The organism is Paraburkholderia caballeronis, assembly GCF_900104845.1.
GTDB classification, from domain to species: domain Bacteria; phylum Pseudomonadota; class Gammaproteobacteria; order Burkholderiales; family Burkholderiaceae; genus Paraburkholderia; species Paraburkholderia caballeronis.
In genome coordinates, this window is sequence record NZ_FNSR01000002.1 from 2,236,241 (window position 1) to 2,262,310 (window position 26,070).

General features: G+C 68.7%; 22 protein-coding genes. 13 read left to right on the forward strand and 9 right to left on the reverse strand.

Going from position 1 to position 26,070, the window contains the following annotated elements; translation table 11 throughout:
• Positions 1–37 precede the first annotated feature (37 nt).
• A complete protein-coding gene (locus BLV92_RS26500) occupies positions 38–958 on the forward strand; it encodes an NAD(P)-dependent oxidoreductase (protein WP_256216285.1) in 921 nt (306 codons plus the stop codon).
• 85 nt (positions 959–1,043) lie between these two features.
• On the opposite strand, the gene BLV92_RS26505 is transcribed toward BLV92_RS26500, so the two are convergent.
• A complete protein-coding gene (locus BLV92_RS26505; protein WP_090550921.1) occupies positions 1,044–2,471 on the reverse strand; it encodes an MFS transporter in 1,428 nt (475 codons plus the stop codon).
• A gap of 415 nt (positions 2,472–2,886) precedes the next feature.
• Between BLV92_RS26505 and BLV92_RS26510 the strand changes: the two genes are divergently transcribed.
• The 7 genes from BLV92_RS26510 (at position 2,887) to BLV92_RS26540 (ending at position 9,453) form a co-directional block, all read left to right on the forward strand.
• Positions 2,887–3,891: a LacI family DNA-binding transcriptional regulator gene (locus tag BLV92_RS26510; protein ID WP_090550924.1), complete on the forward strand. Its 1,005-nt coding sequence runs from the start codon at positions 2,887–2,889 to the stop codon at positions 3,889–3,891.
• 230 nt (positions 3,892–4,121) lie between these two features.
• Complete coding sequence (locus tag BLV92_RS26515) at positions 4,122–5,906, forward strand: IlvD/Edd family dehydratase (RefSeq protein WP_090550926.1); 1,785 nt, start codon at positions 4,122–4,124, stop codon at positions 5,904–5,906.
• 220 nt (positions 5,907–6,126) lie between these two features.
• Positions 6,127–6,693: a TetR/AcrR family transcriptional regulator gene (locus tag BLV92_RS26520; RefSeq protein ID WP_090550928.1), complete on the forward strand. Its 567-nt coding sequence runs from the start codon at positions 6,127–6,129 to the stop codon at positions 6,691–6,693.
• A 170-nt stretch (positions 6,694–6,863) separates the two neighbouring features.
• Positions 6,864–7,181 carry a DUF4148 domain-containing protein gene (locus BLV92_RS26525; RefSeq protein ID WP_090550931.1) on the forward strand — a complete coding sequence of 106 codons (318 nt, stop codon included), beginning with the start codon at positions 6,864–6,866 and terminating at the stop codon, positions 7,179–7,181.
• A gap of 66 nt (positions 7,182–7,247) precedes the next feature.
• Positions 7,248–7,673 (forward strand): organic hydroperoxide resistance protein, encoded by a 426-nt coding sequence (locus tag BLV92_RS26530; protein WP_090550933.1) that lies wholly within the window; start codon positions 7,248–7,250, stop codon positions 7,671–7,673.
• A gap of 70 nt (positions 7,674–7,743) precedes the next feature.
• Positions 7,744–8,772: an alpha/beta hydrolase gene (locus BLV92_RS26535; protein ID WP_090550936.1), complete on the forward strand. Its 1,029-nt coding sequence runs from the start codon at positions 7,744–7,746 to the stop codon at positions 8,770–8,772.
• Between the two features lie 396 nt (positions 8,773–9,168).
• Positions 9,169–9,453, forward strand: a complete 285-nt coding sequence (locus tag BLV92_RS26540) for an H-NS histone family protein (RefSeq protein WP_090550937.1) — start codon at positions 9,169–9,171, stop codon at positions 9,451–9,453.
• A 40-nt stretch (positions 9,454–9,493) separates the two neighbouring features.
• Here the strand turns inward: BLV92_RS26540 and BLV92_RS26545 are convergent, their stop codons facing one another.
• Both BLV92_RS26545 and BLV92_RS26550 read right to left on the reverse strand, forming a co-directional pair.
• On the reverse strand, positions 9,494–10,126 hold the full coding sequence (locus tag BLV92_RS26545) for an MlaC/ttg2D family ABC transporter substrate-binding protein (protein WP_090551488.1): 633 nt from the start codon (positions 10,124–10,126) through the stop codon (positions 9,494–9,496).
• Between the two features lie 225 nt (positions 10,127–10,351).
• Entirely contained in the window at positions 10,352–11,362 is a 1,011-nt protein-coding gene (locus BLV92_RS26550) for an O-fucosyltransferase family protein (protein WP_090550940.1), read from the reverse strand.
• Positions 11,363–11,833: 471 nt separating this feature from the next.
• Between BLV92_RS26550 and BLV92_RS26555 the strand changes: the two genes are divergently transcribed.
• Positions 11,834–15,370 carry an autotransporter domain-containing protein gene (locus BLV92_RS26555; protein ID WP_090550942.1) on the forward strand — a complete coding sequence of 1,179 codons (3,537 nt, stop codon included), beginning with the start codon at positions 11,834–11,836 and terminating at the stop codon, positions 15,368–15,370.
• Between the two features lie 201 nt (positions 15,371–15,571).
• On the opposite strand, the gene BLV92_RS26560 is transcribed toward BLV92_RS26555, so the two are convergent.
• Positions 15,572–16,504, reverse strand: a complete 933-nt coding sequence (locus BLV92_RS26560; protein ID WP_090550945.1) for a LysR family transcriptional regulator — start codon at positions 16,502–16,504, stop codon at positions 15,572–15,574.
• A gap of 149 nt (positions 16,505–16,653) precedes the next feature.
• Between BLV92_RS26560 and BLV92_RS26565 the strand changes: the two genes are divergently transcribed.
• The 3 genes from BLV92_RS26565 to nfsB all read left to right on the forward strand — a co-directional run bounded on the left by BLV92_RS26565 (position 16,654) and on the right by nfsB (position 19,648).
• The gene (locus BLV92_RS26565; protein WP_090550948.1) at positions 16,654–17,661 is read left to right on the forward strand and encodes a zinc-binding alcohol dehydrogenase family protein; all 1,008 of its coding nucleotides are present in this window, start codon (positions 16,654–16,656) and stop codon (positions 17,659–17,661) included.
• A gap of 71 nt (positions 17,662–17,732) precedes the next feature.
• Positions 17,733–18,947 carry an SMP-30/gluconolactonase/LRE family protein gene (locus BLV92_RS26570; protein WP_090550950.1) on the forward strand — a complete coding sequence of 405 codons (1,215 nt, stop codon included), beginning with the start codon at positions 17,733–17,735 and terminating at the stop codon, positions 18,945–18,947.
• A 47-nt stretch (positions 18,948–18,994) separates the two neighbouring features.
• Complete coding sequence (gene nfsB, locus BLV92_RS26575) at positions 18,995–19,648, forward strand: oxygen-insensitive NAD(P)H nitroreductase (RefSeq protein WP_090550953.1); 654 nt, start codon at positions 18,995–18,997, stop codon at positions 19,646–19,648.
• Between the two features lie 83 nt (positions 19,649–19,731).
• On the opposite strand, the gene BLV92_RS26580 is transcribed toward nfsB, so the two are convergent.
• Positions 19,732–20,511 (reverse strand): SDR family oxidoreductase, encoded by a 780-nt coding sequence (locus BLV92_RS26580; RefSeq protein ID WP_090550954.1) that lies wholly within the window; start codon positions 20,509–20,511, stop codon positions 19,732–19,734.
• A complete protein-coding gene (locus BLV92_RS26585; RefSeq protein ID WP_090550957.1) occupies positions 20,511–20,840 on the reverse strand; it encodes a nuclear transport factor 2 family protein in 330 nt (109 codons plus the stop codon). The genes BLV92_RS26580 and BLV92_RS26585 overlap by 1 nt, the downstream gene beginning before the upstream one ends.
• A gap of 214 nt (positions 20,841–21,054) precedes the next feature.
• Here BLV92_RS26585 and BLV92_RS26590 point away from each other — a divergent pair, with 214 nt between their 5' ends.
• Positions 21,055–21,984, forward strand: coding sequence for a LysR family transcriptional regulator (locus BLV92_RS26590; RefSeq protein WP_090550959.1), 930 nt, complete (start codon positions 21,055–21,057; stop codon positions 21,982–21,984).
• Between the two features lie 124 nt (positions 21,985–22,108).
• On the opposite strand, the gene BLV92_RS26595 is transcribed toward BLV92_RS26590, so the two are convergent.
• The 3 genes from BLV92_RS26595 to BLV92_RS26605 are packed head-to-tail and all read right to left on the reverse strand — an operon-like array spanning position 22,109 to position 26,065.
• Positions 22,109–24,358: a xanthine dehydrogenase family protein molybdopterin-binding subunit gene (locus tag BLV92_RS26595; RefSeq protein WP_441339234.1), complete on the reverse strand. Its 2,250-nt coding sequence runs from the start codon at positions 24,356–24,358 to the stop codon at positions 22,109–22,111.
• Positions 24,359–24,365: 7 nt separating this feature from the next.
• Complete coding sequence (locus BLV92_RS26600; protein ID WP_090550962.1) at positions 24,366–25,358, reverse strand: FAD binding domain-containing protein; 993 nt, start codon at positions 25,356–25,358, stop codon at positions 24,366–24,368.
• Positions 25,358–26,065: a (2Fe-2S)-binding protein gene (locus BLV92_RS26605; protein ID WP_090550963.1), complete on the reverse strand. Its 708-nt coding sequence runs from the start codon at positions 26,063–26,065 to the stop codon at positions 25,358–25,360. Before BLV92_RS26605 ends, BLV92_RS26600 begins: the two co-directional genes overlap by 1 nt.
• Positions 26,066–26,070: the final 5 nt, after the last annotated feature.

Genomic DNA, 26,070 nt, shown 5'->3' on the forward strand with positions numbered 1-26,070 from the left:
CAGCCCGCGCGCGCACCGGCATTCAATGGAGACGCAGTTGATCCCGACCACCCCGACCCAGACGAACCCGAACCCGGCCGCGAACGAAACGACGATCGCGTTCCTCGGCATCGGCCTGATGGGCGCGCGCCAGGCGCGTCGCCTGCTGCGGGCCGGCTATCGCATGAACGCGTGGAACCGGACCGTGCAGAAGGCGCGCGAACTCGAAGCCGACGGCGCGCGCGTCGCCGAAACCGCCGCCGAAGCGGTCGCCGGCGCGCAGTTCGTCGTCACCATGCTGCAGGACGGCCCGGCGGTTGCGCGCGTGCTGCTGGACCCGGCCGTGCAACACGCGCTGACGCCCGGCGCGATCGTCGTCGACACCAGCTCGATCCGTCCGGCCGAAGCGCGCGACCACGCGCGGCAACTCGCGGCACACGGCGTCCGCTATCTGGACGCGCCGGTGTCCGGCGGCACGGCCGGCGCGGAGCAGGGCACGCTCGCGATCATGTGCGGCGGCGACGCGGACGTGTTCGAGCGCGCGTTGCCGATGCTGACCTGCATGGGCCGGCCGACGCTCGTCGGTCCGCATGGCTCGGGACAACTGACGAAACTCGCGAACCAGGTGATCGTCGGCGCGACGATCGGCGCGGTGGCCGAGGCGCTGCTGCTCGCGCGGCGCGGCGGCGCGGACCCCGCGAAGGTGATCGCCGCGCTCGCGGGCGGCTTCGCGGACAGCCCGATCCTGCGTCTGCACGGCGCGCGGATGGTCGAGCGCGACTACGCGCCGCGCGGCCGTTCGGCGACGCACCTGAAGGATCTCGCGAACGCGATCGACGCCGCCAACGCGACCGGCAGCCCGACGCCGTATGCGCATCTGACGGCAGGGCTGTTCGACGCGCTGCTGAACCACGACGGCGACGTCGATCACAGCGGCCTGATGCTCGAACTGGAACGGCGCGTCAGCGACGCCGGCTGACGATCGCGGCGCGGCCATCGTCCGTGAGCGAAGACGGCGGCCGCGCCACGATCGCAACCGGATCGACGTGCGCTGCGCCGCGTGCTCAACCGCGCGCGACGGCCGCCGCTTCCCGCGCGTAGCCGTCGGCCGAACCCGCGCCGACCGCATCGTCGAGGTCGGTCAGGTCGCGCAGGCGCGTCTCGGTCGACAGCAGCGTGCCGATCACGGTCAGCACCGCGAGCGTCGCCATGTACACGCCCATCACCCAGAAGCGGCCGCCGGACAGGCTCACGAGGAACAGGCCGAGGATCGGCGCGAGGCCGCCCGCCAGCAGCGCGCCGAGTTCGCGCGACAGCGCGACGCCCGAATACCGGTAGCGGTTGCCGAACAGTTCCGCGAAGTGCGCGCACTGCGAGCCGAGCATGCTGTTCGCGCCGAACGAGAAGCCGCCGACGAGCGCGAGCGTGACCCAGAACGGATCGGCGGTGCTGATCATCCACCACGCGGGGATCGCCCACACGACGGAGAACACCGCGCCGACGCGGTACACCGGCAGGCGGCCGACGCGGTCGGTCAGCGCGCCGAACAGCGGCGTCGTGAAGATGCTGAGCAGGCTCGCGATCAGCACCGCGCGCGTGCCGATCGCGTCGAGCTGCGCGCGCGGCAGGTGCTGCTGCACCGACACGAAGTTCGACAGATACGCGATCGCGACGGCGGTGTAGATGGTCGAGCCGCCGGTTTCCGCGAGGCGCATCAGCGTCGTCGCGATCAGCGGACGGCGGCCCTTGCGCAGCATCAGGCGCATCGGCGCGCCGATCACCTCGTGCTTGCGCTCAAGCTGCTCGAACACCGGGCTTTCCTTCAGCCGCAGCCGGATCCAGATCGCCATGCCGATCAGCACGATGCTCGCGAGGAACGGCACGCGCCAGCCCCATGCGAGCAGTTCGTCCGGGCTCATCGACGACTGGAGGATCTTGAACGTGAAGGTCGCGAGCGTGAGGCCCGCGAAGATGCCGACGAACGGCAGCGCCGCGTAATAGCCGCGCCGCTTCACCGGCGCCATCTCGGCCATCAGCGTCGCCGCGCCGGTCTGCTCGGCGCCCGCGCCGAAACCTTGCAGCAGCCGCAGCGCGACGAGCAGCACCGCGCCGATCGGGCCGGTCGGCAGCGCGCCGATCAGCGTCGTCGCGACGCCCATCAGCGTGACGGTCGCCAGCAGCACGAACTTGCGGCCCTTGCGGTCGCCGAGCGAGCCGAAGAACAGGCCGCCGAGCGGCCGCGCGAGAAAACCCGCGCCGAACGTCGCGAAACTCGCGAGCAGCCCGGCCGTGGTGCCGAGGCTTGCGAAGAACACGCGGTTGAACACCAGCGCGGACGCGAGTCCGTACATCGCGAAATCGTAGTATTCGAGCGCGCTGCCGACCGCGCCGGTGACGATCGCGCGGCGCAACTGCTCGGCCGTGGGGCCGGCCTGCTCGGGATTCGCCGCGTGCGCGGCGGCATCGGTCCTGACGACCTGTCCGGAACTCATCTGTCTCTTCTCCACTAATGCTCTTGATTGAAATTATTTAGTTCGCCGGCGCATCGGAGCGAAAGGAAGGCGGAGCACGGAAGGCGTGGTGCGTGTGCCCGTCTGGCGACGAAAGGCATCGGCCGGCGCGGCGGGTTGCCGGCCGTCGTCTGATGCGATCAGTTACCGGTAACACCGTAAACAAGGTAGCACGCGGCGAAACGCGTATTCAAGATGAATCGCGCCAGGGGTATTCCCGCATCCGCGCCGCGGCGCACGCCGCGTGCAACCACGCGCGATGCGCCGCAGGTCGTCGCGCGCGGCCGGAACGCGGAAGTCTGCGGCTATCATATGCGTCGTTTCCCATTCCGCCGATGCCGATTCGATGACCAAAACAACCGTCACGACCGCCGCCCCGAAAGCCGGGCCGCCCCGCATGTCCGACGTCGCCCGGCTCGCCGGGGTGTCGAAGATGACGGTGTCGCGCGTGCTGGCCGGACGAAGCGCATCGCTCGCGACGCGCGAGCGGGTGCAGCAGGCGGTCGATCAGTTGGGCTACGTCGCGGATGCGGCGGCGGGCGCGCTGTCGTCCGGCCGCTCCGAATTCGTCGCGGTGCTGGTGCCGTCGCTGTCGAGTTCGAACTTCTCGGACACCGTCGGCGGGCTGACCGCGGTGCTCGAACGGGAAGGGCTGCAACTGCTGATCGGCGACACCGATTATTCGCTCGAACGCGAGGAACGGCTCGTGCGGCAGATGCTGCGCCACCAGCCGCGCGCGATCGCGCTGACCGGCGCGCAGCACACCGACGCGACACGCGCGCTGCTGCAACGCTCGGGCATTCCGGTCGTCGAGATGTGGGACCTGCCCAGCGAGCCGATCGACACGGCCGTCGGTTTCTCGAACGTGAAGGCCGCGCGCGAGATGGTCCGCTACCTGGCCGGGCGCGGGTATCGCCGGATTGGCTTCATCGGCGGCGCGAGCACGCTCGACCGCCGCGGCCTCGACCGGCTGAAGGGTTATCAGATGGAAGTGAAGGCGCAGGGTCTCGGCGAGCCGCGCGCGATCCGGCTCGGCGATTCGCCGATCACGATGAGCCACGGCGGCCCCGCGATCGCCGCGCTGCTCGCGCAATGGCCGGACACCGAAGCGGTGATGTGCGTGAGCGACATGTCCGCGTTCGGCGCGATCATGGAATGCCAGCGGCGCGGGCTGAAGGTGCCGGGCGATCTCGCGATCGCCGGCTTCGGCAACTTCGAGGTCGCGAGCTGCTGCCATCCGACGATCACGACGGTGTCGGTCGACGCATACGGGATCGGCGAGCGCACTGGCGAAACGCTGCTCGCGACGCTGGCCGCGCGCGAGCAGGGCGACGGCGCGGACGCGCGCGCGCCGAGGAACGTCAGGATCGACTACACGGTCGTGTCGCGCGAGAGCGCGTAACGCGCATCTCGCGCATCTCGCGCGTCTCGCGGATCCATCAGGACTCGCACGGTTCTTTTTTCGCGCTGGCCACCGCAACCGCGTCGCGCGAAACCCTTGGGTTTGCGCGCCGAGCCATGCTAACATCGTCGGAATGTTACCGGTAACGGTCCTGCCGCCGGGTGCGCCGCGTTCGCGAGCGCGCGCCGCGATCAGAGTAGGCCGGCCGATCTTTAGGAGGAGCAGGCGAGATGTCTCAACCCACCCCGCGACGGCTGCGCAGCCAGGAATGGTTCGACGATCCGTCCCATGCGGACATGACCGCGCTCTACGTCGAGCGTTTCATGAACTACGGCCTCACGCGCGAGGAGCTGCAGTCGGGCCGACCGATCATCGGCATCGCGCAGACCGGCAGCGATCTCGCGCCGTGCAACCGTCACCACCTCGAACTCGCGCAGCGTGTGAAGGCGGGCATCCGCGACGCGGGCGGCATTCCGATGGAATTCCCGGTGCATCCGCTCGCGGAGCAGAGCCGCCGGCCGACCGCCGCGCTCGACCGCAACCTCGCGTATCTCGGCCTCGTCGAGATCCTGCACGGCTTCCCCCTCGACGGCGTCGTGCTGACGACCGGCTGCGACAAGACCACGCCCGCATGCCTGATGGCGGCGGCGACCGTCGATCTGCCGGCGATCGTGCTGTCCGGCGGCCCGATGCTCGACGGCTGGTACAACGGCCAGCGCGTCGGCTCCGGCACGGTGATCTGGCATGCGCGCAACCTGCTCGCGACCGGCGAGATCGACTATGAAGGCTTCATGGAGCTGACCACGGCGTCGTCGCCGTCGATCGGCCACTGCAACACGATGGGCACCGCGCTGTCGATGAACAGTCTCGCGGAAGCGCTCGGCATGTCGCTGCCCGGCTGCGCGAGCATTCCGGCCGCGTATCGGGAACGCGGTCAGATGGCGTACAAGACCGGCCAGCGGATTTGCGACCTCGTGCGCGACGACGTGCGGCCCTCGCAGATCATGACGCACGAAGCGTTCGAAAACGCGATCGTCGTTGCCTCCGCGCTCGGCGCGTCGACGAACTGCCCGCCGCATCTGATCGCGATCGCGCGGCACATCGGCGTCGAGCTGAGCCTCGCGGACTGGCAGCGCGTCGGCGAACAGGTGCCGCTGCTCGCGAACTGCATGCCGGCCGGCGAATACCTCGGCGAGAGTTTCCACCGCGCGGGCGGCGTGCCGGCGATCGTGAAGCAGCTCGACGCGGCAGGGCTGATCCATCGCGAGTGTCTGACGGTGTCGGGCCGCACGGTCGGCGACATCGCGTCGGCCGCGCCGGACGCCGACAACGACGTGATCCGCCCGCACGACGCGCCGCTGAAGCACGGCGCGGGTTTCATGGTGCTGTCGGGCAACTTCTTCGACAGCGCGATCATGAAGATGTCGGTGGTCGGCGACGCGTTCCGTAAGACCTATCTCAGCGAGCCGGGCGCGGAGAACGTGTTCGACGCGCGCGCGATCGTGTTCGACGGGCCGGAGGACTACCGCGCGCGGATCAACGACCCGGCGCTCGAAATCGACGAGCACTGCATTCTCGTGATTCGCGGCGCCGGCACGGTCGGTTATCCGGGCAGCGCGGAGGTCGTGAACATGGCGCCGCCGTCCGAGCTGATCAAGCGCGGCATCGACTCGCTGCCGTGCATGGGCGACGGGCGGCAGAGCGGCACGTCCGCGAGCCCGTCGATCCTGAACATGTCGCCGGAAGCGGCGGTCGGCGGCGGCCTTGCGCTGCTGCGCACGAACGACCGGATTCGCGTCAACCTGAACGAGCGCCGCGTGGACGTGCTGATCGACGACGCGGAACTCGAACGCCGCCGCGAACACGCGACGTTTACCGCGCCGCCGTCGCAGACGCCGTGGCAGGAGCTTTACCGGCAGAACGTCGGCCAGTTGTCCACCGGCGGGTGCCTGGAGCCGGCGACGCTGTATCTGAAGGTGATCGCGGAGCGCGGCGAGCCGCGGCATTCGCACTGACGTAGCGCGGGCTGTTTTTGCGCTGAAGGGCCGGGTCGAGCGATATGCCGGCCCGGCCTTTTTCGCATCGGACGGCTGGTTTCATCGCGGGCGGAGCGTGCCGGACGCGAGCCGGAAAGCGGAATGAAAGAACAACGTACACGACGCGCTCCCAGCCGCGCCCGGAGAATTTCGAAAAAAGTCCTTGACTCTCTATCTTCCAGTAGATAAAGTACGACTCATGGAAACGACAGCAACCGTCCGCGAACAGATTCTCGACCACGCCATCACGCTGATGATGATGCGCGGGTACAACGGATTCAGTTACCGCGATCTGTCCGAACTGGTTGGTGTGAAGACGTCGAGCATCCATTATTACTTCCCGTCGAAAGACGACCTGGTGCTCGAAGCGGTGAACGAATACAGCAAGGACGTCCTCGATGCGCTCGGCGCGATTGATCCGGCGCTGCCGGCCGACGCGAAGCTCGGCAAGTACACGAAGCTGTTCGGCCGCACGCTCGGCGACGGCGACCAGATCTGTCTGTGCGGGATGCTCGCCGCGGACATCGAGTCGCTGCCGGACAACGTGCGGCAGGCAGTGCAGGCGTTCTTCAAGGCCAACGAAAGCTGGCTCGCGAAGGTGCTCGCGCAGGGTGCGAGCGAAGGCACGCTGGCGGTGAACGGCAAGCCGGAGAATGCAGCCCGCGCGATGTATGCGGCGTTTCAGGGCAGCGTGCTCGCCAGCCGGCTGTTTCATACGAAGGCACGGCTGGAAGACGTTGGGGCGGTCTGGAAAACGACGACCTGACGCGGTGGTTTGAACGGTTTTGGAAGCAGGGCGGTTCGCCGCCCTTTTATCGGGGCCCGTCGTCTATCTTGTGATAGATAGACGACAGGCAGAAAGGGCGGCGACTACGCCCGTTTTTTTGCAAGCTTCATCTATCTAGCAGTAGATACCCTTTTGGGAAGGAGTCGATCATGAACAAGAAGCTGATGGGTGCCTTTGTCCTCGCCAGCGTGATTGCCGCACCGGCGTTCGCGGACGGCGGTCACGACTATCCGCCGGCGAACGTGCAGCCGCACGCCGCCGCGACCGTCCACGGCAGCGCGCGTGCGCATCTGCGCCTGCATCTGCGCGGCGCCGATACGAGCCGCCTGCCCGATTTCTCGCAGACGTATTACCCGGCGCAGCCCGCCCAGGTCGTCGAATCGGCCGGATTGACCCGCGCCGAAGTCCGCGCGGATCTCGCGAAGGCCCGCGCCGCGCACGAGATCCCGTCCTATACGCACGGCTGATCCCTCTGCCACTCCCTCGATTTCAACCGCTTTAACCCTGTCATTTATTCAACCAAGGAGTCTGTCATGTCGATCGCCAAAGTCCTCTACCGCGCCAACGCCACCGCAACCGGAGGCCGTGACGGCCGCGCCGTCGTGCCCGAAAGCAACCTCGAACTGAAGCTGACCACGCCGCGCGAACTCGGCGGCGCGGGCGGGGCGGGCACCAACCCCGAGCAACTGTTCGCCGCCGGCTACAGCGCGTGTTTCCTCGGCGCGATGAAGTTCGTCGCCGCCCGCGACAAGGTCGCGATTCCGGCGGACGTGTCGGTGAACGGCAGCGTCGGCATCGGCGCGATCCCGACCGGCTTCGGCATCGAAGTCGAACTGAAGATCTCGCTGCCCGGCATGGACCGCGACGCCGCGCAGGCGCTGGTCGACAAGGCCCACATCGTGTGCCCGTACTCGAACGCGACGCGCAACAACATCGACGTGACGCTCACGCTCGTCTAAGCCGTCGATCCGCTCGCCATCGCTCAAACCATTCCTTCATTCACGTACTGACCAGATAAGAGAGTTCGCCATGAAAGTCCTGAAGCCCCTGCTCATCGCCGCCGCTGTCGCCGCATCGTCCGCCGCATTCGCCGCCGGCCCGGCGGCACCCGCGACGCCCGACGCCGCGACGACGCACCTGCTCGACGCGCTGAACAGCCAGAAAGGCCCCGGCCTCGAAACGCTGCCGCCCGTGAAGGCGCGCCAGGTGCTGACCGACGCGCAGAACGGCGTGAAGGTCGACCTGTCCGGCATCGACGTGTCGAACCGCACGATCGAGCAGGACGGCCTCAGCGTGCCGGTCACGATCGTCCGCCCGCAAGGCGCGACGGGCACGCTGCCGGTGTTCATGTTCTTCCATGGCGGCGGCTGGATTCTCGGCGACTTCCCGACGCACGAGCGTCTGGTGCGCGACCTCGTCGTGCAGTCGGGCGCGGTGGCCGTGTTCGTGAACTACACGCCGTCGCCGGAAGCGCAGTATCCGGTCGCGATCAATCAGGCGTATGCGGCGACGAAGTGGGTCGCGGCGCACGGCGACGAGATCGGCGTGGACGGCAGCCGGCTCGCGGTGGTCGGCAACAGCGTCGGCGGCAACATGGCGACGGTGGTCGCGCTGATGGCGAAGGACAAGGGCGGCCCGGCGATCCGCTTCCAGGGGCTGCTGTGGCCGGTCACCGACCACAACTTCAACGACGGCTCGTACAACGCGTATCAGCAGGGACACTTCCTGACGCGGCCGATGATGAAGTGGTTCTGGGACGCGTACACGAAGAGCGACAAGCAGCGCAACGAGATCTACGCGTCGCCGCTGCGTGCGCCGGCGTCGGAGCTGAAGGGGCTGCCGCCGGCGCTGATCCAGGTCGCGCAGTTCGACGTGCTGCGTGACGAGGGCGAAGCGTATGGGCGCAAGCTCGACGCCGCCGGCGTCGAGGCGACGACCACGCGGTACAACGGCACGATTCACGACTTCGGTCTGCTGAACGCGCTGGCTGACGATGCGCCGACGAAGGCGGCGATGAAGGCGATGGGCGGCGAGTTGAAGTCGCGGCTGGCGCAGTAATCGTGGGGGAAGCGGGTGGTGGGCTCTGGTCTGCCACCCGCGCTTTCGTTGATAATCCAACGTAATCCGTCAGGTTTTATCGTTTTGGCAATTTCCTTAATTTTACATAACACAAATTATCAACATTTCAGATGTAGGTCCCAAATAGAAATGTCGGGTTTCCGCTAAATAGAAATGTCGTGTTTTAGGTAGTTTGAACGCCGGACATCCGCTCTGGGAGCCGGCGATGAACGCGACTGGGACGATCACGATGACGATGCGCGAGGTGGACAGGTTCAACTTGGCGGAGACATCAGAAGCAACACCGCTCCCTCATCAACTCCCTAAACCTCACCCCGAACGCGTTAAACTCCCAACGCTCCCGCTCAACCCAACCGACCATCACAGTCAACCGCAATGGCCAGCTACAAGGAATTGATCGCGCAGCGCGACGAACTCAATGCGCAGCTCGAAGAGGCGTTCAAGGAAGAACGGCTGAGCGTGCTCGATGAGATAGTCCGCAAGATGCAGGCTCACCGAATCACGCTGACCGAGGTCGGCGGCCACGCGCCGGACGAAAAAACGAAGGCGCCGGCCCGCTACCGCGATCCCGTCAGCGGCAAGGAATGGTCCGGACGCGGCAAACCGCCGAACTGGATCAAGGACGAGGCCGACCGCTCGAAATTTCTCGTCGCGGATTGATCCCGGCTGATCGGCCGGGCCGGCATGGCAACGAAACCCGTCAGCCGTTGCCCCCGCCGGCAGCCAGTTCCGTATTCCGCTGGACGAGAAACCGGATCAACCCGTCCACGCCGCTCTGCTGGATCGTCTCGTTGAACTGCTGCCGGTAGGTCTGGATCAGCCACGCGCCCAGCACGTTCAGGTCGTATACGCGCCAGCCCGCCGGCGTCCGGTACAGCCGGTAGTCGATCTCGTACTGTTTCCCGTTCGCCAGCGCGACGGTCCGCACGACGACGTCCGTCTCCGACGCCGATACGCGCATCGGCGGATATTGAATCTGCTGGTCCGGTTTCAGTTGCGCGAGCGCGCCCGAATAAAGGTGAATCAGCAGCAACTGGAACTGCTCGGTCACCTTGTCCCGCTGCGCGGGCGTCGCGCTGCGCCAGTGGCGCCCCATCGACAGTTGCGTCGTGCGCCGGAAATCGACATACGGCAGGATGTCCCGGTTCACGACCGCGCGGATGCGCGGAATGTCGGTCGGCGCGATCGCCCGCTCGCGGACTTCGTCCAGCACCTGCTGGGTCGCGGTGCGGATCAGCGCCTGCGGATCGGACTGGTCGTCCACCTGCGCGCTGCGCGCGATGCCCGGCGCGATCGCGATCAGCAGAACCGGAATCAGGAGCAGTTTCTTCAACGCCAACGTCACGGTGCGCCTCCGACGGAACGGCGGCCTCGGCCTCGATGCTGAAGCACCCCGCCCGATGCGGGTGCGGCAAGTCGATTCCGGTTCGGCCACGCGGAAGCCGTATTATCGCGTCGATCGCCGCAAGCGGCCGTGCACGCGGGCAACCTGCCGCAGCCGCGGCCCCAACGCCCGGCGCTTTTCCAGCGCGCCTCCGGCCGTCGGAACAGCGCGGAATCAAGCCCCGTTCGGACTCGCGTTCGCGAATGCGTCTTCGCCGGCCGCCGGCGCTTGCGCGGCGGCGGCGGATGCCGATTCGGTCCACAACTGGCTGTCCGGAAACCAGAATGCGTCGGGCCGCGGCGGCGACGCGAGCCTGACCGGCAACGCCGGATTGAAGATTTTCGACCACCCGGACAGATACGACGGCGTTTTCACCAGATAGCCGCACCGCGACAGCAGCAGGCACGCGACCAGCGCCTCGCGCGCGATCGCAAGGCCCGGATGCCCGGAGAAATGCACCGGCAGGCCGCCGCTTGCCAGATGCCGCGCCGGTGCCACGTGGACCGGCACGCCGAACGGCTGCGCGGTGAAGTAGTCGATGAACGCGGCTTCGTCGCTCGACACGAACACGTTCGTCAGTTGCGGGTTCTCGCGCAGCACGCTCGCAACGAGCGCGCAGAAATCCTGCCACGACACCGGAACCGCTTCGAGCTTCTTGTCGGTGCCGCGAAAGTGGACGCCGAGCGTCGTCGCGCCGATATCGAGCGACCGGCACAGCGCATCGACCTCCTCCGTCACCGACGCCGAAGGCCGGTAATACGACAGGAACAGCCGGTTCGCGTCGTCGATCGTGAGCCGCCGCTCGTAACGCTTCCGGAAGCCGAGATGGACGAGGTCCGCGACCTTCGAGGTCCTGACCTTACGCGCCGGCGAAGGGGCCGCGCCGCGTCCGACCGGCTCGAACAGCGCGCCGAACCAGTCGGTCCGGCCGGACGGGTCGCCGTAGATCTTCCCGCGCGCGGAGATGTCGGGAAACAGATGCTTTTCGTCGCAGTACATCAACACGAACAGCACCATCTGCAGCACCGAGAAAAAACCGGAAATCTCGCGGATCTCGATCGAGAACACGCCGTGGTTCAGGCGCTGCTGCGCGCGGATCGCGAGCCGCCCCGGCGTCGCGACCAGAGACTTGAAGCCCTCGCTGCGCCGGATGCGGCGTGCGAAATCGACCACGTTCCGACTCATACCGTCTCCCGATCGCGTGGAAACGTCTGCGCCCGCGCTGTCCGCCGCGCGCAGAGCCGTGGCCATGATAGCCGGTTCGCCGCGCGCGGCCGCGCGAACCTGCGCGGCAATGCGGGCCGGCGCACGTTCGGCGCGTACAGACGCTTGCGTGCCTGCATGGGTGTGAAGAATCGCTTCGTCGTCCTCCGCGGTCGAGGCGACGCGCGCGGCAATCCGGGCGGCCGCGCGCCCTCCCCGATCCCAGGCGCTGCCAAACGTTAACAATCCTGTCACACCGGCGGCACACAATCGGCGGTCGTCCTCTCCGCCCACCGGCGGCAACCTGCGTCACGCAGCGGCATCCGCGCTGCGCCCTTGCGATTCCCTTACCGCGCGCGATGCGGCAGGACGCGTGTCCGCCCGCCTTCCCCCGCGCATGGCCGATAACGAACGACTGCGGCGCTGCCTGCGACCGCACGCTACGACAGACCGATGAAGAAAAAACAGATTCTCCTCGCCGTGCTCGGCACCCTCACCGTATTCGCCCAGAACTACGCGGCCGCGAAGTCCGCTCCGACATCGTTCACCGTGACCGACGGCCAGACGAACACGAACGCGCAGACGCTCGGCGACGGCGGTTCGAGCGGCGTCGTGAACGCGGGCGGCACGCTGAACGTGTCCGACGACTCGGTGGCGATCACCGTGACCGGCGACGCGACGATCACCAACAGCGGCACCATCGAGCAGACCGGCACCGGCCGCGCGATCCGCGACAACACCGGCGGCCTCACGCTGACGGTCACGAACAACGCGGGCGCGACGATCGAATCGACCGACGACGACGTGATACAGATGAACAAGAAGGACAGCAACGTCACGTTCTACAACTCCGGCACGCTGATCTCGAACAACGTGTCGGCGGGCGGCGCGCAGGCGATCGACTTCAACGCGATCACCAAGGGCAGCAACGTGCTGTACAACTACGCGACCGGCCAGATTCTCGCGACCGAGGCCGACGCGGTGCGTCCCGGCGTGAACGGCTTCGTGTACAACGACGGCACGATCCGCTCGATGAACCTGCCGGGCAGCGACAGTTCGAGCGACGGCGTCGACGCGCAGAGCAACAGCGGCATCACGATCGTCAACGCGACGACCGGCACCGCGACCACCGCCGGCACCGGCCTCATCGAAGGCGCGCGCCACGGCATTACCGGCGGCAATTCGGACGTGACGACCGACGGCACCTTCATCCTGAACGTGACGAACAACAAGGGCGGCACGATCCAGGGTGACAACGGCTCGGGCATCAACGTGGACGGCTTCAACGCGAACGAGGTCGTGACGATCGTGAACCACGGCACGATCTCCGGCAACGGCGTGACGGCCGACGGCGACGGCGTGGATGTGGACGGCCTCGTGAACCTGACGAACACCGGCACGATCGTATCGACGCACTCGTACGACGACGTCAGCGAAGGCGTGACGGTCGGCGGCGGCACGATCGTGAACAGCGGCGTGATCGAGGGCAAGAACTCGGCCACCAACGCGGACGGCACGGCCAACAGCGGCACCGGCCGCGGCATCACGCTCGCGGGCCTCGACAAGGACCCGACGAGCGGCGACCCGATTGCGGTCCAGGGCATCTACGGCAACACGTCGATCGTGAACAGCGGGCTCATCCGGGGCGACAGCGACTCCGCGATCGCGGTGACCGGCGCGGCCAGCCCGTTCTCGCTGACGATCACGAACCTCGCGGGCGGCGTGCTCGAAGGCGGCGGCGCGACGGCCGCGGCCGTCAACACCGGCGCGAACGACGCGACGGTGATCGACTACGGCACGATCACCGCGGACGCGAGCGGCAAGGCGGTCGATCTCGGCAGCGGCAACAGCAGCCTGCAGATTCTCGGCGGCGCGGCGGCCATCAACGGCGACATCTCCGGCGGCACCGGCACCAGCACGCTGACGATCGTGCCGGGCGCCGGCGGCACGTTCAGCTATGGCGGCTCGATCTCGAACTTCGCGAGCGTGGCGATCGGCGCGGGCACGGTCGTGCTGTCCGGCGCGAACAGCTATGCCGGCGACACCACGCTCGACGGCGGCACGCTCGTACTCGCGAACAGCAGCGCGCTCGGCACCGGCACGCTGAACACGCTCGACGGCGCGACGGTCGGCTACCGCAACGGCGTCGACGTCGCGAACGCGGTGAAGCTCGGCAGCAATACGGCGTTCGAAGTGGACGGCTCGGACGTCGCGACCCAGGCCGGCGCGATCGGCGAAGCGGGCAACGCGGCGGGCGCCGTCTTCGGCGTCGCCAAGACCGGCACCGGCACGCTGGTGCTGGACGGCGCGAACACCTATTCGGGCGGCACGCTCGTGTCGGCCGGCACGCTGCAGGTCGGCAGCGCGGCGGGCTCGCACGCGTCGCTGACCGGCGACGTGCAGGTGAACGCGGGCGCGACGCTCGCGGGCTACGGCACGATCGCCGGCAACGTCGCGAACCAGGGCGCGGTCGCGCCGGGCAGCGGCGGCGGCACGCTGTCGGTCGGCGGCAATTACAGCCAGAGCGCGGACGCGACGCTGCGCATCGGCGTCGGCAACAACGCGGTCGCGACCGGCAACGCGGGCGCCGACAGCGGCTACGGCCGCCTCGTCGTGGCCGGTAGCGCGACGATGGACGCCGGCTCGTCGGTGTCGCTCGTGAAGACCGGCAGCTACGGGTTCGCGGCGGGCCAGCGGTTCGTCGTCGCGGACGCGTCGGCCAGCGGCACGGACTACAACGCCGGCACGCTGAACTACTCGGCGGCGGGTTTCGACGGCCTGCTGTTCGGCCAGCAGGTCAGCGTGAACGGCCGCAGCGACCTCGTCGTGAACCTCGCCGGCCAGCCGGCGGGCAATCTCGCGACGACGCCGAACGCCTCGGCGTCGCTGTCCGGGCTGTCGCACTACTCGGGCGTGAGCCCGGCGCTGCTGAACCTGTTCAACGCGGCGACCGCGCTCAGTCTCGGCACGAAGAGCGAAGCGACGCGCGCGGGCGCGCAGCTCGCGCCGGCCGCGCAGTTGTCGTCGAGCCGCGCGGCGGCCGCGCCGACGTTCGACGCGATGAACGTGGCCACGTCGCACGCGGACAGCCTGCGCGTCGCGCAGGCGGCCGGCGCGACCGGCATCGCAACCGGCGACGCGGGTCCGGGCTGGGGCGTATGGGGCCAGGGTTTCGGCGGCCACGCGAGCCAGGGGATCGACGACAACGTGGACGGCTACAGCGCGAACTACGGCGGCCTGCTGGTCGGCGCGGACCGCGCGTTCGGCGAACGCTGGCGCGCGGGCGGCGCGTTCAGCTACACGAACACCGCCGTCAACAACACCGACGACAGCGCGGGCGACTCGACGCGCGTGAACGGCTACGGCCTGATCGGCTACGCGAGCTACAGCGGCGAGCCGTGGTACGTGAACCTCGCGGCGAGCGTCACGCTGCAACGCTATGACTCGACCCGCGAAATCGGCTTCGACGGCTTCTCGGGCGCCGCGAACGGCCAGTTCAACGGCCAGCAGTACGCGGCGAGCGCCGAGTTCGGCTACCCGCTCGCGCTCGGCGGCTTCACGCTGACGCCGCTCGTCAGCCTCGCGTACAGCTACCTGCACCAGAACGCGTACACCGAGAGCGGCGGCAACGGCGCGGCGCTCGCGGTCGATGCGTCGCACAGCACGTCGGTGCGCAGCAACGCGGGCGTGAAGCTCGAAAAGGGCTTCACGAGCCGCTACGGCGACATCATTCCGTACCTGAAGGTGCAGTGGACCCACGAGTACGACCACGACCGCGCCGTCACCGGCGCGCGTTTCGCGGCGGACCCGGTCGGCGAAACGGCGTTCACGACGGTCGGCGCGTCGCCGGTGTCGGACCTCGCGAACCTGCAACTCGGTGTCACGCTGCTGCGCGCGAACAATCTGAGCCTCACCGCGCGTTACGACCTGCAGGCCGGTTCGCACTTCGTGTCGCAGACCGGCTCGCTGCAACTGCGCCAGCTGTTCTGACCGGCGCGCGCGAACGCCGCTGCGCGCGGCGGGCCGTCATGCCGCCGCGCGCCGTTACGCCGTCGCCGCAATCCGCCGCGCGCGGCGACATGGCTGCGTCGCGTCGCTGTCGCGCAGGGCGTCGGCGTTTCGCTGGGCACGCTTGGCGGCTGCGCGGCGCTTGCCCCGAACGGCCGCAAGCGCCCTCGCCCGCTCCTTCGCTTACGCGTCCTGAAACGCCGCATGCTCGCGCATCGCGGCGGTCATCGCGAGAATCCGCTCGCGCAGCGCCGCATGCAGATAACGCACCGCCGGCGAGAACTGCCGCCGATGCGGACAGACGAGATTCAGCGGCGCGACCTCGCCCGGCTGGTCCGGCAGCAGCACTTCGAGCCGCCCCGCGACCACGTCGTCGCACACGTCGATCCACGACTTGTACGCGATCCCGCGCCCATCGACGGCCCAGCGCCGCGCGATGTCCGCGTCGTCGCACAGCAGCGCGCCCTTCACCGTCACCGTGCGGCGCACGCCGCTCGCCGGAAACGCCCAGCGGTCGTACACGCGCCCGCCGAGAAAAAACGGCAGGCACTGGTGCATCACCAGTTCGTCGAGCGTCGCCGGCCGGCCGTGCTGCTCCAGATACCGCGGCGACGCGACCAGCACGCGCCGGTTGTTCGCCGCGAGCGGCAGTTCGACGTAACTCGCGTTGCCGGCCACGCCGTAGCGGATCGCGATGTCGACCGGGTCGCGGAACACGTCGGCCACGTGGTCCGACAGGAACAGCTTCAGCACCAGCTTCGGATGCGCTTCGCGGAACCCGGTGATCCACGGCAGCAGCACGTTGCGCCCGAGGTCGGACGGCGCGGCGATCTTCAGCGTCCCCTGCAGCGCATGGCGCTCGCCGTGCAGGCGCTCGCGCCCCTCCTTCAGCGTCGACAGCACTTCCTCCGCGTACGGCAGGTACTGCTCCCCCTCGGCCGTGAGCCGCAGGCTGCGGGTCGAGCGCGCGAACAGGCGGATGTCCAGTTCGCGCTCCAGCCGCTGGATCGCGGCGCTGACCTGCCCCGGCAGCAGTCCGGCCTCGCGCGCCGCGTTCGAGAAGCTGCCGAGCGCCGCGGTTCTCGCGAACAGCGCAAGGTCGTCGAATCGGATCATTTTCATTCCTGCAGTGAAAGTCCTGCCCGATTGTCCCGGTTTTTCGAAAGCCGCGCAGAACCGATGATGCTGTCCATGCCCGACGGCCGGCCGCTTCTTTCCGCTTCCCGGCCACGGCCGTTACCGAACCCCAACGCATGGAGCCCAGCATGAAAGCCATCGTGTACACGCAGCACGGCCTCGCCGCGGACAACCCGCAGTCGCTGTTCGAAACGCAGTTGCCGAAACCCGAGCCGGGTCCGCGCGACCTGCTCGTGAAGATCCGCGCGATCGCGGTCAACCCGGTCGACACGAAGGTCCGCGCCGGCTCGCCGACCGACAAGCCGCGCGTGCTCGGCTGGGACGCGGTCGGCACGGTCGAGGCGGTCGGCGCGGACGTGTCGATGTTCAAGCCGGGCGACGACGTGTTCTACGCGGGCTCGATCGCGCGGCCGGGCGCATATGCGGAATACGGGCTCGTCGACGAACGCATCGCGGGCCGCAAACCGTCGTCGCTCTCCGACGCGGACGCCGCCGCGCTGCCGCTCACGTCGCTGACCGCGTGGGAACTGCTGTTCGACCGGCTCGGCGTCACCGAGGGCGGCGGCGCAGGCGATGCGCTGCTGATCGTCGGCGCGGCCGGCGGCGTCGGCTCGATGCTCACGCAACTGGCAAGCCAGCTGACGAAGCTGCGCGTGATCGGCACCGCGTCGCGTCCGGAAACGCGCGCATGGGTCGAGGCGCTCGGCGCGCACGACGTGATCGACCATTCGCGGCCGCTGCTCGAAGGGCTGCGCGCGCTCGGCGTGCCGAGCGTGCGTTACGTCGCGAGCCTCACGCAGACCGACAGCCACTATCCGCAGATCGTCGAGGCGCTCGCGCCGCAGGGCCGGCTCGGCGTGATCGACGACCCCGACACGCTCGACGCGGTGCCGCTGAAGCGCAAGGCGGTGTCGCTGCACTGGGAGCTGATGTTCACGCGCTCGCTGTTCGAGACGCCGGACATGATCCGCCAGCACGAGATCCTGGAGCGCGTCGCCGCGCTGATCGACGCGGGCACGCTGCGCACGACGACCGGCGAGCACTTCGGCCGGATCGACGCGGACAACCTGCGCCGCGCGCATGCGCTGATCGAAAGCGGCCGCTCGCGCGGCAAGATCGTGCTCGAAGGCTTCTGAGCGCGGCGGCGAAACCGGTTCGGACAACCCGCGGCCGCGCTGCGGCGCGCCGCGCCCCGACAGGACAAATCATGCCTGATTCGCATTTCAACGCGTCGGGGTCGCCCGCGCGCTTCGCGCGGCGCGCGCGGACCCTCGCGTTCGCACTCGCCGCCATGGCGTCCGCCGCGAGCAGCTTCGCCGCGCAAGGCAATGCCGCGCCGCTCGCGGCCGAGCGCGCATACGGCGCGCTGGAAACGGTCGCGACCTTCGACGGCCCGATGCCGACCGGCGTGACGGTGACCGAAACCGGCCGCATCTTCGTGAACTTCCCGCGCTGGGGCGACGACGTGCCGTTCACGGTCGGCGAATTGCGCGACGGCAAGGTCGTGCCGTATCCGGACGCCGCGGTGAACCGCGCGGACGACCGGCATCCGGCCGATCACTTCCTGAGCGTGCAGAGCGTGGTCGCGGACGGCCAGGGCCGCGTGTGGGTGCTCGACACCGCCGCGCCAAACTTTTCGAGCCCGGTCGAAGGCGGCGCGAAGCTGGTCGCGATCGACCTGAAGACCAACCGGATCGTGAAGACGGTGGTGTTCCCGGCCAACGTGATGCGCGCGCAGACCTACGTGGACGACGTGCGCTTCGACTTCCGCCTCGGCCGGGCCGGCGTCGCGTACGTGACGGACTCGTCGCTGAGCGGCGTCGGCGGCATCATCGTGATCGACCTCGATACCGGCAGCGCGATGCGGCGGCTGACCGGTGATCCGTCCACGTCCGCCGATACGTCGTTCGTGCCGGTCGTCGAAGGCGACGCGCTGATGCAGCGCGACGCGAAGGGCAACACGAAACCGTTCGTCGTCGCGTCGGACGGCATCGCGTTGTCGCCGGACGGCAAGACGCTCTACTACTGCCCGCTGTCGAGCCGCCATCTGTACGCAGTGCCGACCGCGCTGCTGCGCGACGCGTCGGTCAGCGAGCCGCAACTCGCGGCCGCGGTGAAGGACCTCGGCGAAAAAGGCGCATCGGACGGCCTCGAATCCGACGCGAACGGCGCGGTGTACGCGGGCGACTACGAACACGATTCGATCCGCCGGCTCGCGCCGCACGGCGGCTGGACGACGATCGTGCACGACCCGCGCGTGCTGTGGCCCGACACGCTGTCCGTCGGCCCCGACGGCTACCTGTACTTCACCGCGAACCAGTTGCACCGGCAGCCCGGCTTCCACGGCGGCAAGGACCTGCGCCGCAAGCCGTATGCGCTGTTTCGCGTGCGCATCGACGCGCCGCCCGCGCCGACGCGCTGAACCGCCCGCATTCCGTTTTTTTTTACCTCTCAAACAAGGAGTCAGTCATGAACCTGTCCGATGCCGTTCACGCGCGCCACACCGTCAAGGCCTTCGAGGGCGGCCGCCCGCTGCCGCAGGAGCAGATCGACGCGCTGCTGTCGGTGCTGCATCAAAGCCCGTCGTCCGTGAACTCGCAGCCGTGGCACTACGTCGTCGCATCGACGCCCGAGGGCCGCGCGCGGATCGCGAAGGCGACCACCGGCGCGTTCGCGTACAACGAGCCGAAGGTGCTGAACGCGTCGCACGTGATCGCGCTGTGCATGCACAGCGACATCGACGACGCGCATCTGGCCGCGATCCTCGCGCAGGAAGAGCGCGACGGCCGCTTCCGGATCGAAGGCGCGAAGGCCGGGCAGGACAAGAGCCGCCGCTCGTACGTGGACATCCATCGCTACGAACAGCGCGACATCCCGCAGTGGATGGAGAAGCAGGTGTACCTCGCGCTCGGCGGCCTGCTGCTCGGCGCGGCGATGCTCGGCATCGACGCGACGCCGATGGAAGGCTTCGACGCCCGCGCGCTCGACCTCGAACTGGGGCTGCGCGAACGCGGCCTGACGAGCGTCGTGCTGGCGTCGTTCGGTTATCGCAGCGAGCAGGATTTCAACGCCGCGCTTCCGAAGTCCCGTTTGCCGCGCGAGCAGGTCTTTACGTTCATCTGAGGTCGAGCGCGCCCGTTTTCGCGGGCGCGTTTTGACGCGATGCCGGGTTTATCCGCCGGTTGAAACGATTTCCGCGCGCGGCGTCAAGCGGTCGGCACCGTTCCGCCGTCGATCACGTATTCGACGCCGCTGATCGCGGACGCGCGCGGCGACGCGACGAACGCGATCAGGTCCGCGACTTCGGCGGGTTTCGCCGGACGGCCGAGCGGAATGCCGCCGAGCGCGTTCATGATGATCTGCTTGCCGCCTTCATAGTCGGTGCCGGCGTCGTCCGCGAGACGCTGCGCGAGCGCGACCGCCGCGTCGGTTTCCACCCAGCCCGGACAGACGCGCACCACGCGCACGCCCTGCGGCGTCACCTCTTTCGACAGGCTCTTGCTGTACGTGGACAACGCGGCCTTCGCCGCCGCATACGCGGTCGTCGATTCGGGCAGCGGCATCCGGTGCTGGATCGACGTCACGTGGACGATCACGCCCGCGCGTTGCGCGAGCATGCCGGGCAGCAGCGCGCGATCGAGCCGCACGGCCGGGAACAGGTTCAGGTTCAATTCCTTTTGCCATTCGGCGTCGCTCAAAGCCGCGAAGCCGCCGGCGGGCGCGGACGATCCGCCGAGCACGTGCACGACGATATCCACGCCGCCGAGCCGGTCGTTCACCGCCCGCGCCGTCGCTTCGCAGCCCTCGACGGTGGTCAGGTCGGCCGCGACGAACATCTCATCGGGCATGGTTGCGGGCTGCGAACGCGCGGTCGTCAACACGGTCGCGCCGAGTTCGCGGAACCGTTCGACCACCGCATGGCCGATTCCCTTCGTTCCGGCGGTAATCAGCGCGCGTTTGCCCGCCAGTTCGAGTCGAGTCGTCATCAGCGGATCTCCAGGCGTGCGATGCGGTCGCCGGACAGTTTGAACACGTGTTCGAGCTGCACCGGGCTGCCCGGAAAGTTGCCGGCGCAGCGCGCGAGCACGGTGATGGTGTCGCCGTCCGTCGTCGCGGACAGCGGCTCGACCGTGTACGCGTATTTGCGCTGCGCATCGGCCAGCCACGCTTCGATCGCTTCGTAACCCTGATGGGTCTGGTGTTCGTCAACGACGGCCGCGTTTGCGGTGAACGCGTTTTTCAGCGGCGCGGCTGCGGTGCCGTCGTTGCTCGCATGAAAAAACGCGGTGATGGATTCGGGTAGCGGCACGCTCATTTCGCATGGGTCCTCGTGGCAGATTCGTAACAAACGACAGTCCGGAGATTGTCCGCGCGCCCCGCTCGCGCAGCAAGAACGCACGAGAAAGTAAGCGACCTACCGGAAAGTAAGCCCCGCGCGGCATCGCAGCCATAGCTGCTATCATCCGACGCGCAACTTCAGCCGAACCGCCGGACTCCGGCCCGGCACATCTGCATTCCGGAGTGCCCGCATGCAACAGGATTATCTCGACGGCATCGCGACGTTCATCGCGGTCGCCGAAGAAAAAGGCTTCTCCGCCGCGGCGATCAAGCTCGGCGTGTCCCCTTCCGCGGTCAGCCAGGCGATCCGCAATCTCGAACGCCGGACCGGCCTCGCGCTGTTCAACCGCAACACGCGCGGCGTCAGCCTCACCGAAGCAGGCGAAACGTATTTCGAACGGATCGGCCCGGCCGTGCGCGAACTGGTCCTCGCGTCCGAGGAACTCGGCTCCGCCGCCGAGCGGCCTGCCGGCGTGCTGCGCATCAACGTCGCGCGCGCCGGGCAGATGATCGTGATGCAGCCGGTGCTGCGCCGCTTCCTCGACCGTTACCCCGATATCCGCATCGACCTGTGCATCGACAACACGCTCGTCGATATCGTCGGGCGCGGCTTCGACGCGGGCATCCGGTTCGGCGATCTCGTCGAGCGCGACATGGTCGCGGTGAAGGTCGGGCCGCCGATCGCCGCATGGATACTCGCGGCGCCCGACTATCTGCAGCGGCGCGGCACGCCCGCGCATCCGCGCGAGTTGATGAACCACGAGTGCGTGTCGTTCCGCCACCGCACGAGCGGCCAGATCGAACGCTGGTCGTTCAGCAAGGATGGCGAAGCAATCGACCTCGCGGTGAACGGCCAGTTGATCGTCAACGATTCGGCGGCGCTCGTGCAGGCGGCGCTCGACGGCATCGGGATCGTCTACATGATCAACGGCTACGTCGAGCGCCTCGTCGAACAGGGCCGGCTCGTGCGGCTGCTCGCGGACTGGAGTCCGCCGCTGCCCGGCTTCACGCTGTATTACGCGTCGCGCCGCCGCGTGCCGGCGAAGCTGCGCGCGCTGATCGACTTCCTGCGCGAGGAGTGGACGCCCGCGCATCCGGAAGCCGATCTGCTGACGGGTTGATATCCCGGCCGCTCGCGCGGCGCGAGGACGTTCACGATCCGGCGCGGGGCTTCTTCGAAGCACAAGCATGTAACGCGGCTTCGATGCGCGGCGACGTTTCCATTGGATCGCCGCCGCACGCCCGTCACGCGCTGAACGGATGCTCGACGTCGATCAGCTTGTCGAGCGTGATGGGCAGATCGCGAATCCGCTTGCCGGTTGCGTGATGCACCGCGTTCGCGACCGCCGCCGCGAGGCCGGTGATGCCGATCTCGCCGATCCCGCGCGCGCCGAACTCGTTCAGCGCGAAGTCCGGATAGTCGAGCAGGATCACGTCGATGTCCGGCTGGTCCGCATGCACCGGCACCGGATATTCCGCGTAGTTGTTGTTCGCCGGCACGCCGGTGCGCGAGTCGTATTCGGTCGCCTCGAACAACGCCATCCCGACGCCCATCACGACCGCGCCTTCGACCTGGTTGCGCGCGGTCAGCGGGTTGACGACGCGGCCGACGTCGATCGCGCTGACCACGCGCGCGACGCGCAGATGCGAGATGCCCGGGTCCCAGCGCACCTCGACGAAATGCGCGCCGAACGAGCGGAACGAATACTGGCCGGTCGGCGCGCCCTGCGTGTGCGCGTAGCCTTCCGCGTTCGCGAGCCGCTGCGCTTTCAGCACCGCGGCGAAATCCACCGGGCGCGCGCCGCTGATCAGACGGCCCTGCTCGAAGCGGATCGACTCCGGCTTGTCGCCCGCGAAGATCGCATTGCTCGCGGTCGCGAACGTGCGCAGTTGCGCGATCGCGTTGCGGGTCGCCTCCGCGATCGCCGGCATCACGCTCGCGGTCGCCCACGATCCGCCGGATACCGGCGCGGCCGGGAACGACGAGTCGCCCAGCTTCACCTCGATCCGCTCGACCGGCAGCCCGGTCAGTTCCGCGACGACCTGCGCGGCGATCGTGTACGTGCCGGTGCCGATGTCCTGGATCGCGCACGTGACCGATGCGGTGCCGTCGTCGCGCAACTGCACGCGCGCCTCGGCCGGCGTGCGGTACGCGTCCCAGTTGCACGCGGCCATCCCGTAGCCGATCACCTCGTGGCCGTCGCGCATCGCGCCGATGCGCGGGTCGCGCCGCGCCCAGCCGAACCGCTCTGCGCCCTGCCCGATCGCTTCGCGCAGATGGTTGCTCGACCACGGCAGGTTCGCCGCCTCGTCGCGCGTCGAAATGTTCAGCAGCCGGAACTGCATCGGGTCCATGCCGGCCTGCTCCGCGAGTTCGTCGATCGCGGATTCGAGCGCAAAAAGTCCGGGCGCCGCGCCCGGCGCGCGCATCGACGTCGGCGAGCCGTGGTTCACCTGGATCGTGCGATGACTGACCAGCACGTTCGGACACGAGTACAGCGAACGCGACACGCCTCCGCAGTTCTCGGTGTACTGGTCGGTGAACGACGTCGTGTTCACCGACTCGTGCCGCAGCGACGTGAGCCTGCCGTCCGCGTCGGCGGACAGGCGCAGCCGTTGTAACGTTTCCGGCCTATGGCCGGTCGTCGTGAACATCTGCGCGCGCGGCACGACCAGTTTCACCGGACGCCCGACCGCGCGCGACGCCGCGCTCGCGGCGACCGAATGCGGCCACATGAACAGCTTGCTGCCGAACCCGGAGCCGATGAACGGCGCTTCGACCGTCACCTGTTCCGGCGTGAGGCCGAACACGCGCGCGATCGTGTTGCGGTGAACCGTTACACCCTGCGACGCCTCGTACAGATGCAGCGAATCGCCCTGCCACGACGCGACGCTCGCGTGCAGTTCCATCGGGTTGTGCGTTTCGACCGGCGTGCGGTACGCGAGGTCGATCCGGTGCGGCGCGCCGTCGAAGGCGGGCTGCGGGTCGCCGCGCGAATGGCCGCGCCCGCCGTCGCGCGGCTCGCCGGCCGCGAGCCCCTGGTCGAGCCCGGCGAGCGCCTTGTTCGTCGCGTAGTCGACGTGCACGCGGAACGCGGCTTCGCGCGCGTGCTCGAACGTGTCCGCGACGACGAGCGCGACGAACTGGCCCGCGTAGCGAACGGTCGCGTCCTCGAACGGCAGCCGGCTTTCGTCGGTGACGGTCGACGTGAGGATCGTGGCCGGCGAGATCGCGGAGCGCGGCGCGCGATAAAGGCGCGGGAAATGCTCGTGATGAAAGATGTCGATCACGCCGGGCACGCGGCGCGCGTCGGTCGTGTCGATGCGCAGCACGCGGCCGCTCGCGACCGTGCTGAACACGCCGTATGCGTACACCATGCCGGGCGGGTTGCGGTCCGCCGTGTAGAGGGCCGCGCCGGTCACCTTCAGCCGGCCGTCGACGCGCCGCAGCGATTGCCCGACGCTTTGCGGGGTAGTCGGTTCATTCATGTTCATGTTTCCCTCAGCCGGCGAGCGACGACAGGTTGCGCACGATCGCCTGTTGGCCCAGCGCGATCTTGAAGCCGTTCTGTCCATAGGAGCGCGCGCCGTCGAACGCGACCGCCGCCGCGCGCTGAAACGTTTCGACGGTGGCCGGCTGGCCCTTCAGCGCCGCTTCGGCGTTCGTCGCGCGCCACGGTTTCGTCGCGACGCCGCCGAGCGCGAGCCGCGCATCGCGGATCGTGCCGCCGTCGACCACGAGAATCGCCGCGCTCGATGCGAGCGCGAACTGATACGACGCGCGGTCGCGCAGCTTCAGATACGCGGAGCGGCCGTGCGCGAGCGGCGCGTCGAGCGTCACGTGCGTGATGATTTCGCCGTCCGCGAGCGCGTGTTCCTTCCACGGCGTCGCGCCGGGCAGCAGATGGAAATCGCCGAACGCGATGTCGCGCTCGCCGCTCGGCCCCTGCACGCGGATCGTCGCGCCGATCGCGGCCATCGCGACGCACATGTCGGACGGATGCGCGGCGAAACACTGGTCCGAGCCGCCGAGCACGGCATGCACGTTGCGGTTCGCGCCGCCGACCGCCGCGCAGCCCGAGCCGGGTTCGCGCTTGTTGCACGCGGACACGCCGTCGCGGAAGTACCCGCAGCGCACGCGCTGCATGAGGTTGCCGGCCGTCGTCGCCTTGTTGCGCAGCTGCGTGCTCGCGCCGGACAGCAGCGCCTGCGACAGCACCGGATACGCGCGGCGGATGGACTCGTTGCGCGCGAGATCCGTGTTCGTGACCATCGCGCCGACGCGCACGCGGCCGTCGTCGAGCACGTCGATGCGGTCGAGGCCGAGCCGGTGAATGTCGACGACCCGCGCCGGGCGCATCACGTCGAGTTTCATCAGGTCGAGCAGCGTCGTGCCGCCCGCGAGGAACACCGCGTCACCGCCGGGCGGAGGAGCCGCGAACGCGGCGAGCGCGTGGTCGATGCCGGTCGCGCGGACGTAGTCGAAGGTTCGCATCAGCCGGCCCTCCGCGTCGTGCCGCGCGCCTGCTGGATCGCCGCGACGATGTTTTTGTACGCGCCGCAGCGGCAGATATTGCCGCTCATCGCTTCGCGCAGCGAATGGTCGTCGGCGGGGATGCGCGTGTCCGCGATCACCGCGGCCGCGCTCATCATCTGGCCGGCGGTGCAGTAGCCGCACTGGTACGCGTCGTGATCCCAGAACGCCTGCTGCACCGGATGCAGGCGGCCGTTGCGCGACAGCCCCTCGACGGTCGTCACGGCGTCGCCGTCGTGCATCACCGCGAGCGACAGGCACGAGTTCACCGACACGCCGTTCACGTGCACCGTGCACGCGCCGCACTGGCCGTGGTCGCAGCCCTTTTTCGTGCCGGTCAGTTGGAGTTCGTCGCGCAGCACGTCAAGCAGGATCGCATTCGGCGCGACGCGCAGCCGGCGTTCGACGCCGTTCACCATGAGCCGCACCGGATAACCGTCGCGCGCGGCCGTGTCGGCGGCCGCAGCGGTGTCCGCCGGCGGCGCGTCCGCTGCCTGTGCGGATGCGGCCGGCACGAGGCCGCCGCCCGCCGCCGCGAGGCCCGATGCGCCGGCCGACTGCAAGAAGCGCCGCCGCGACATGCCGCTGCGCGCGCCGTGTTCGCCGGCGGACGGGGCCGCGTCGTCGTCCGGCGCCGGCCCGCGAGCCGGGTTGTCCTGTTTCGTCATCGCTC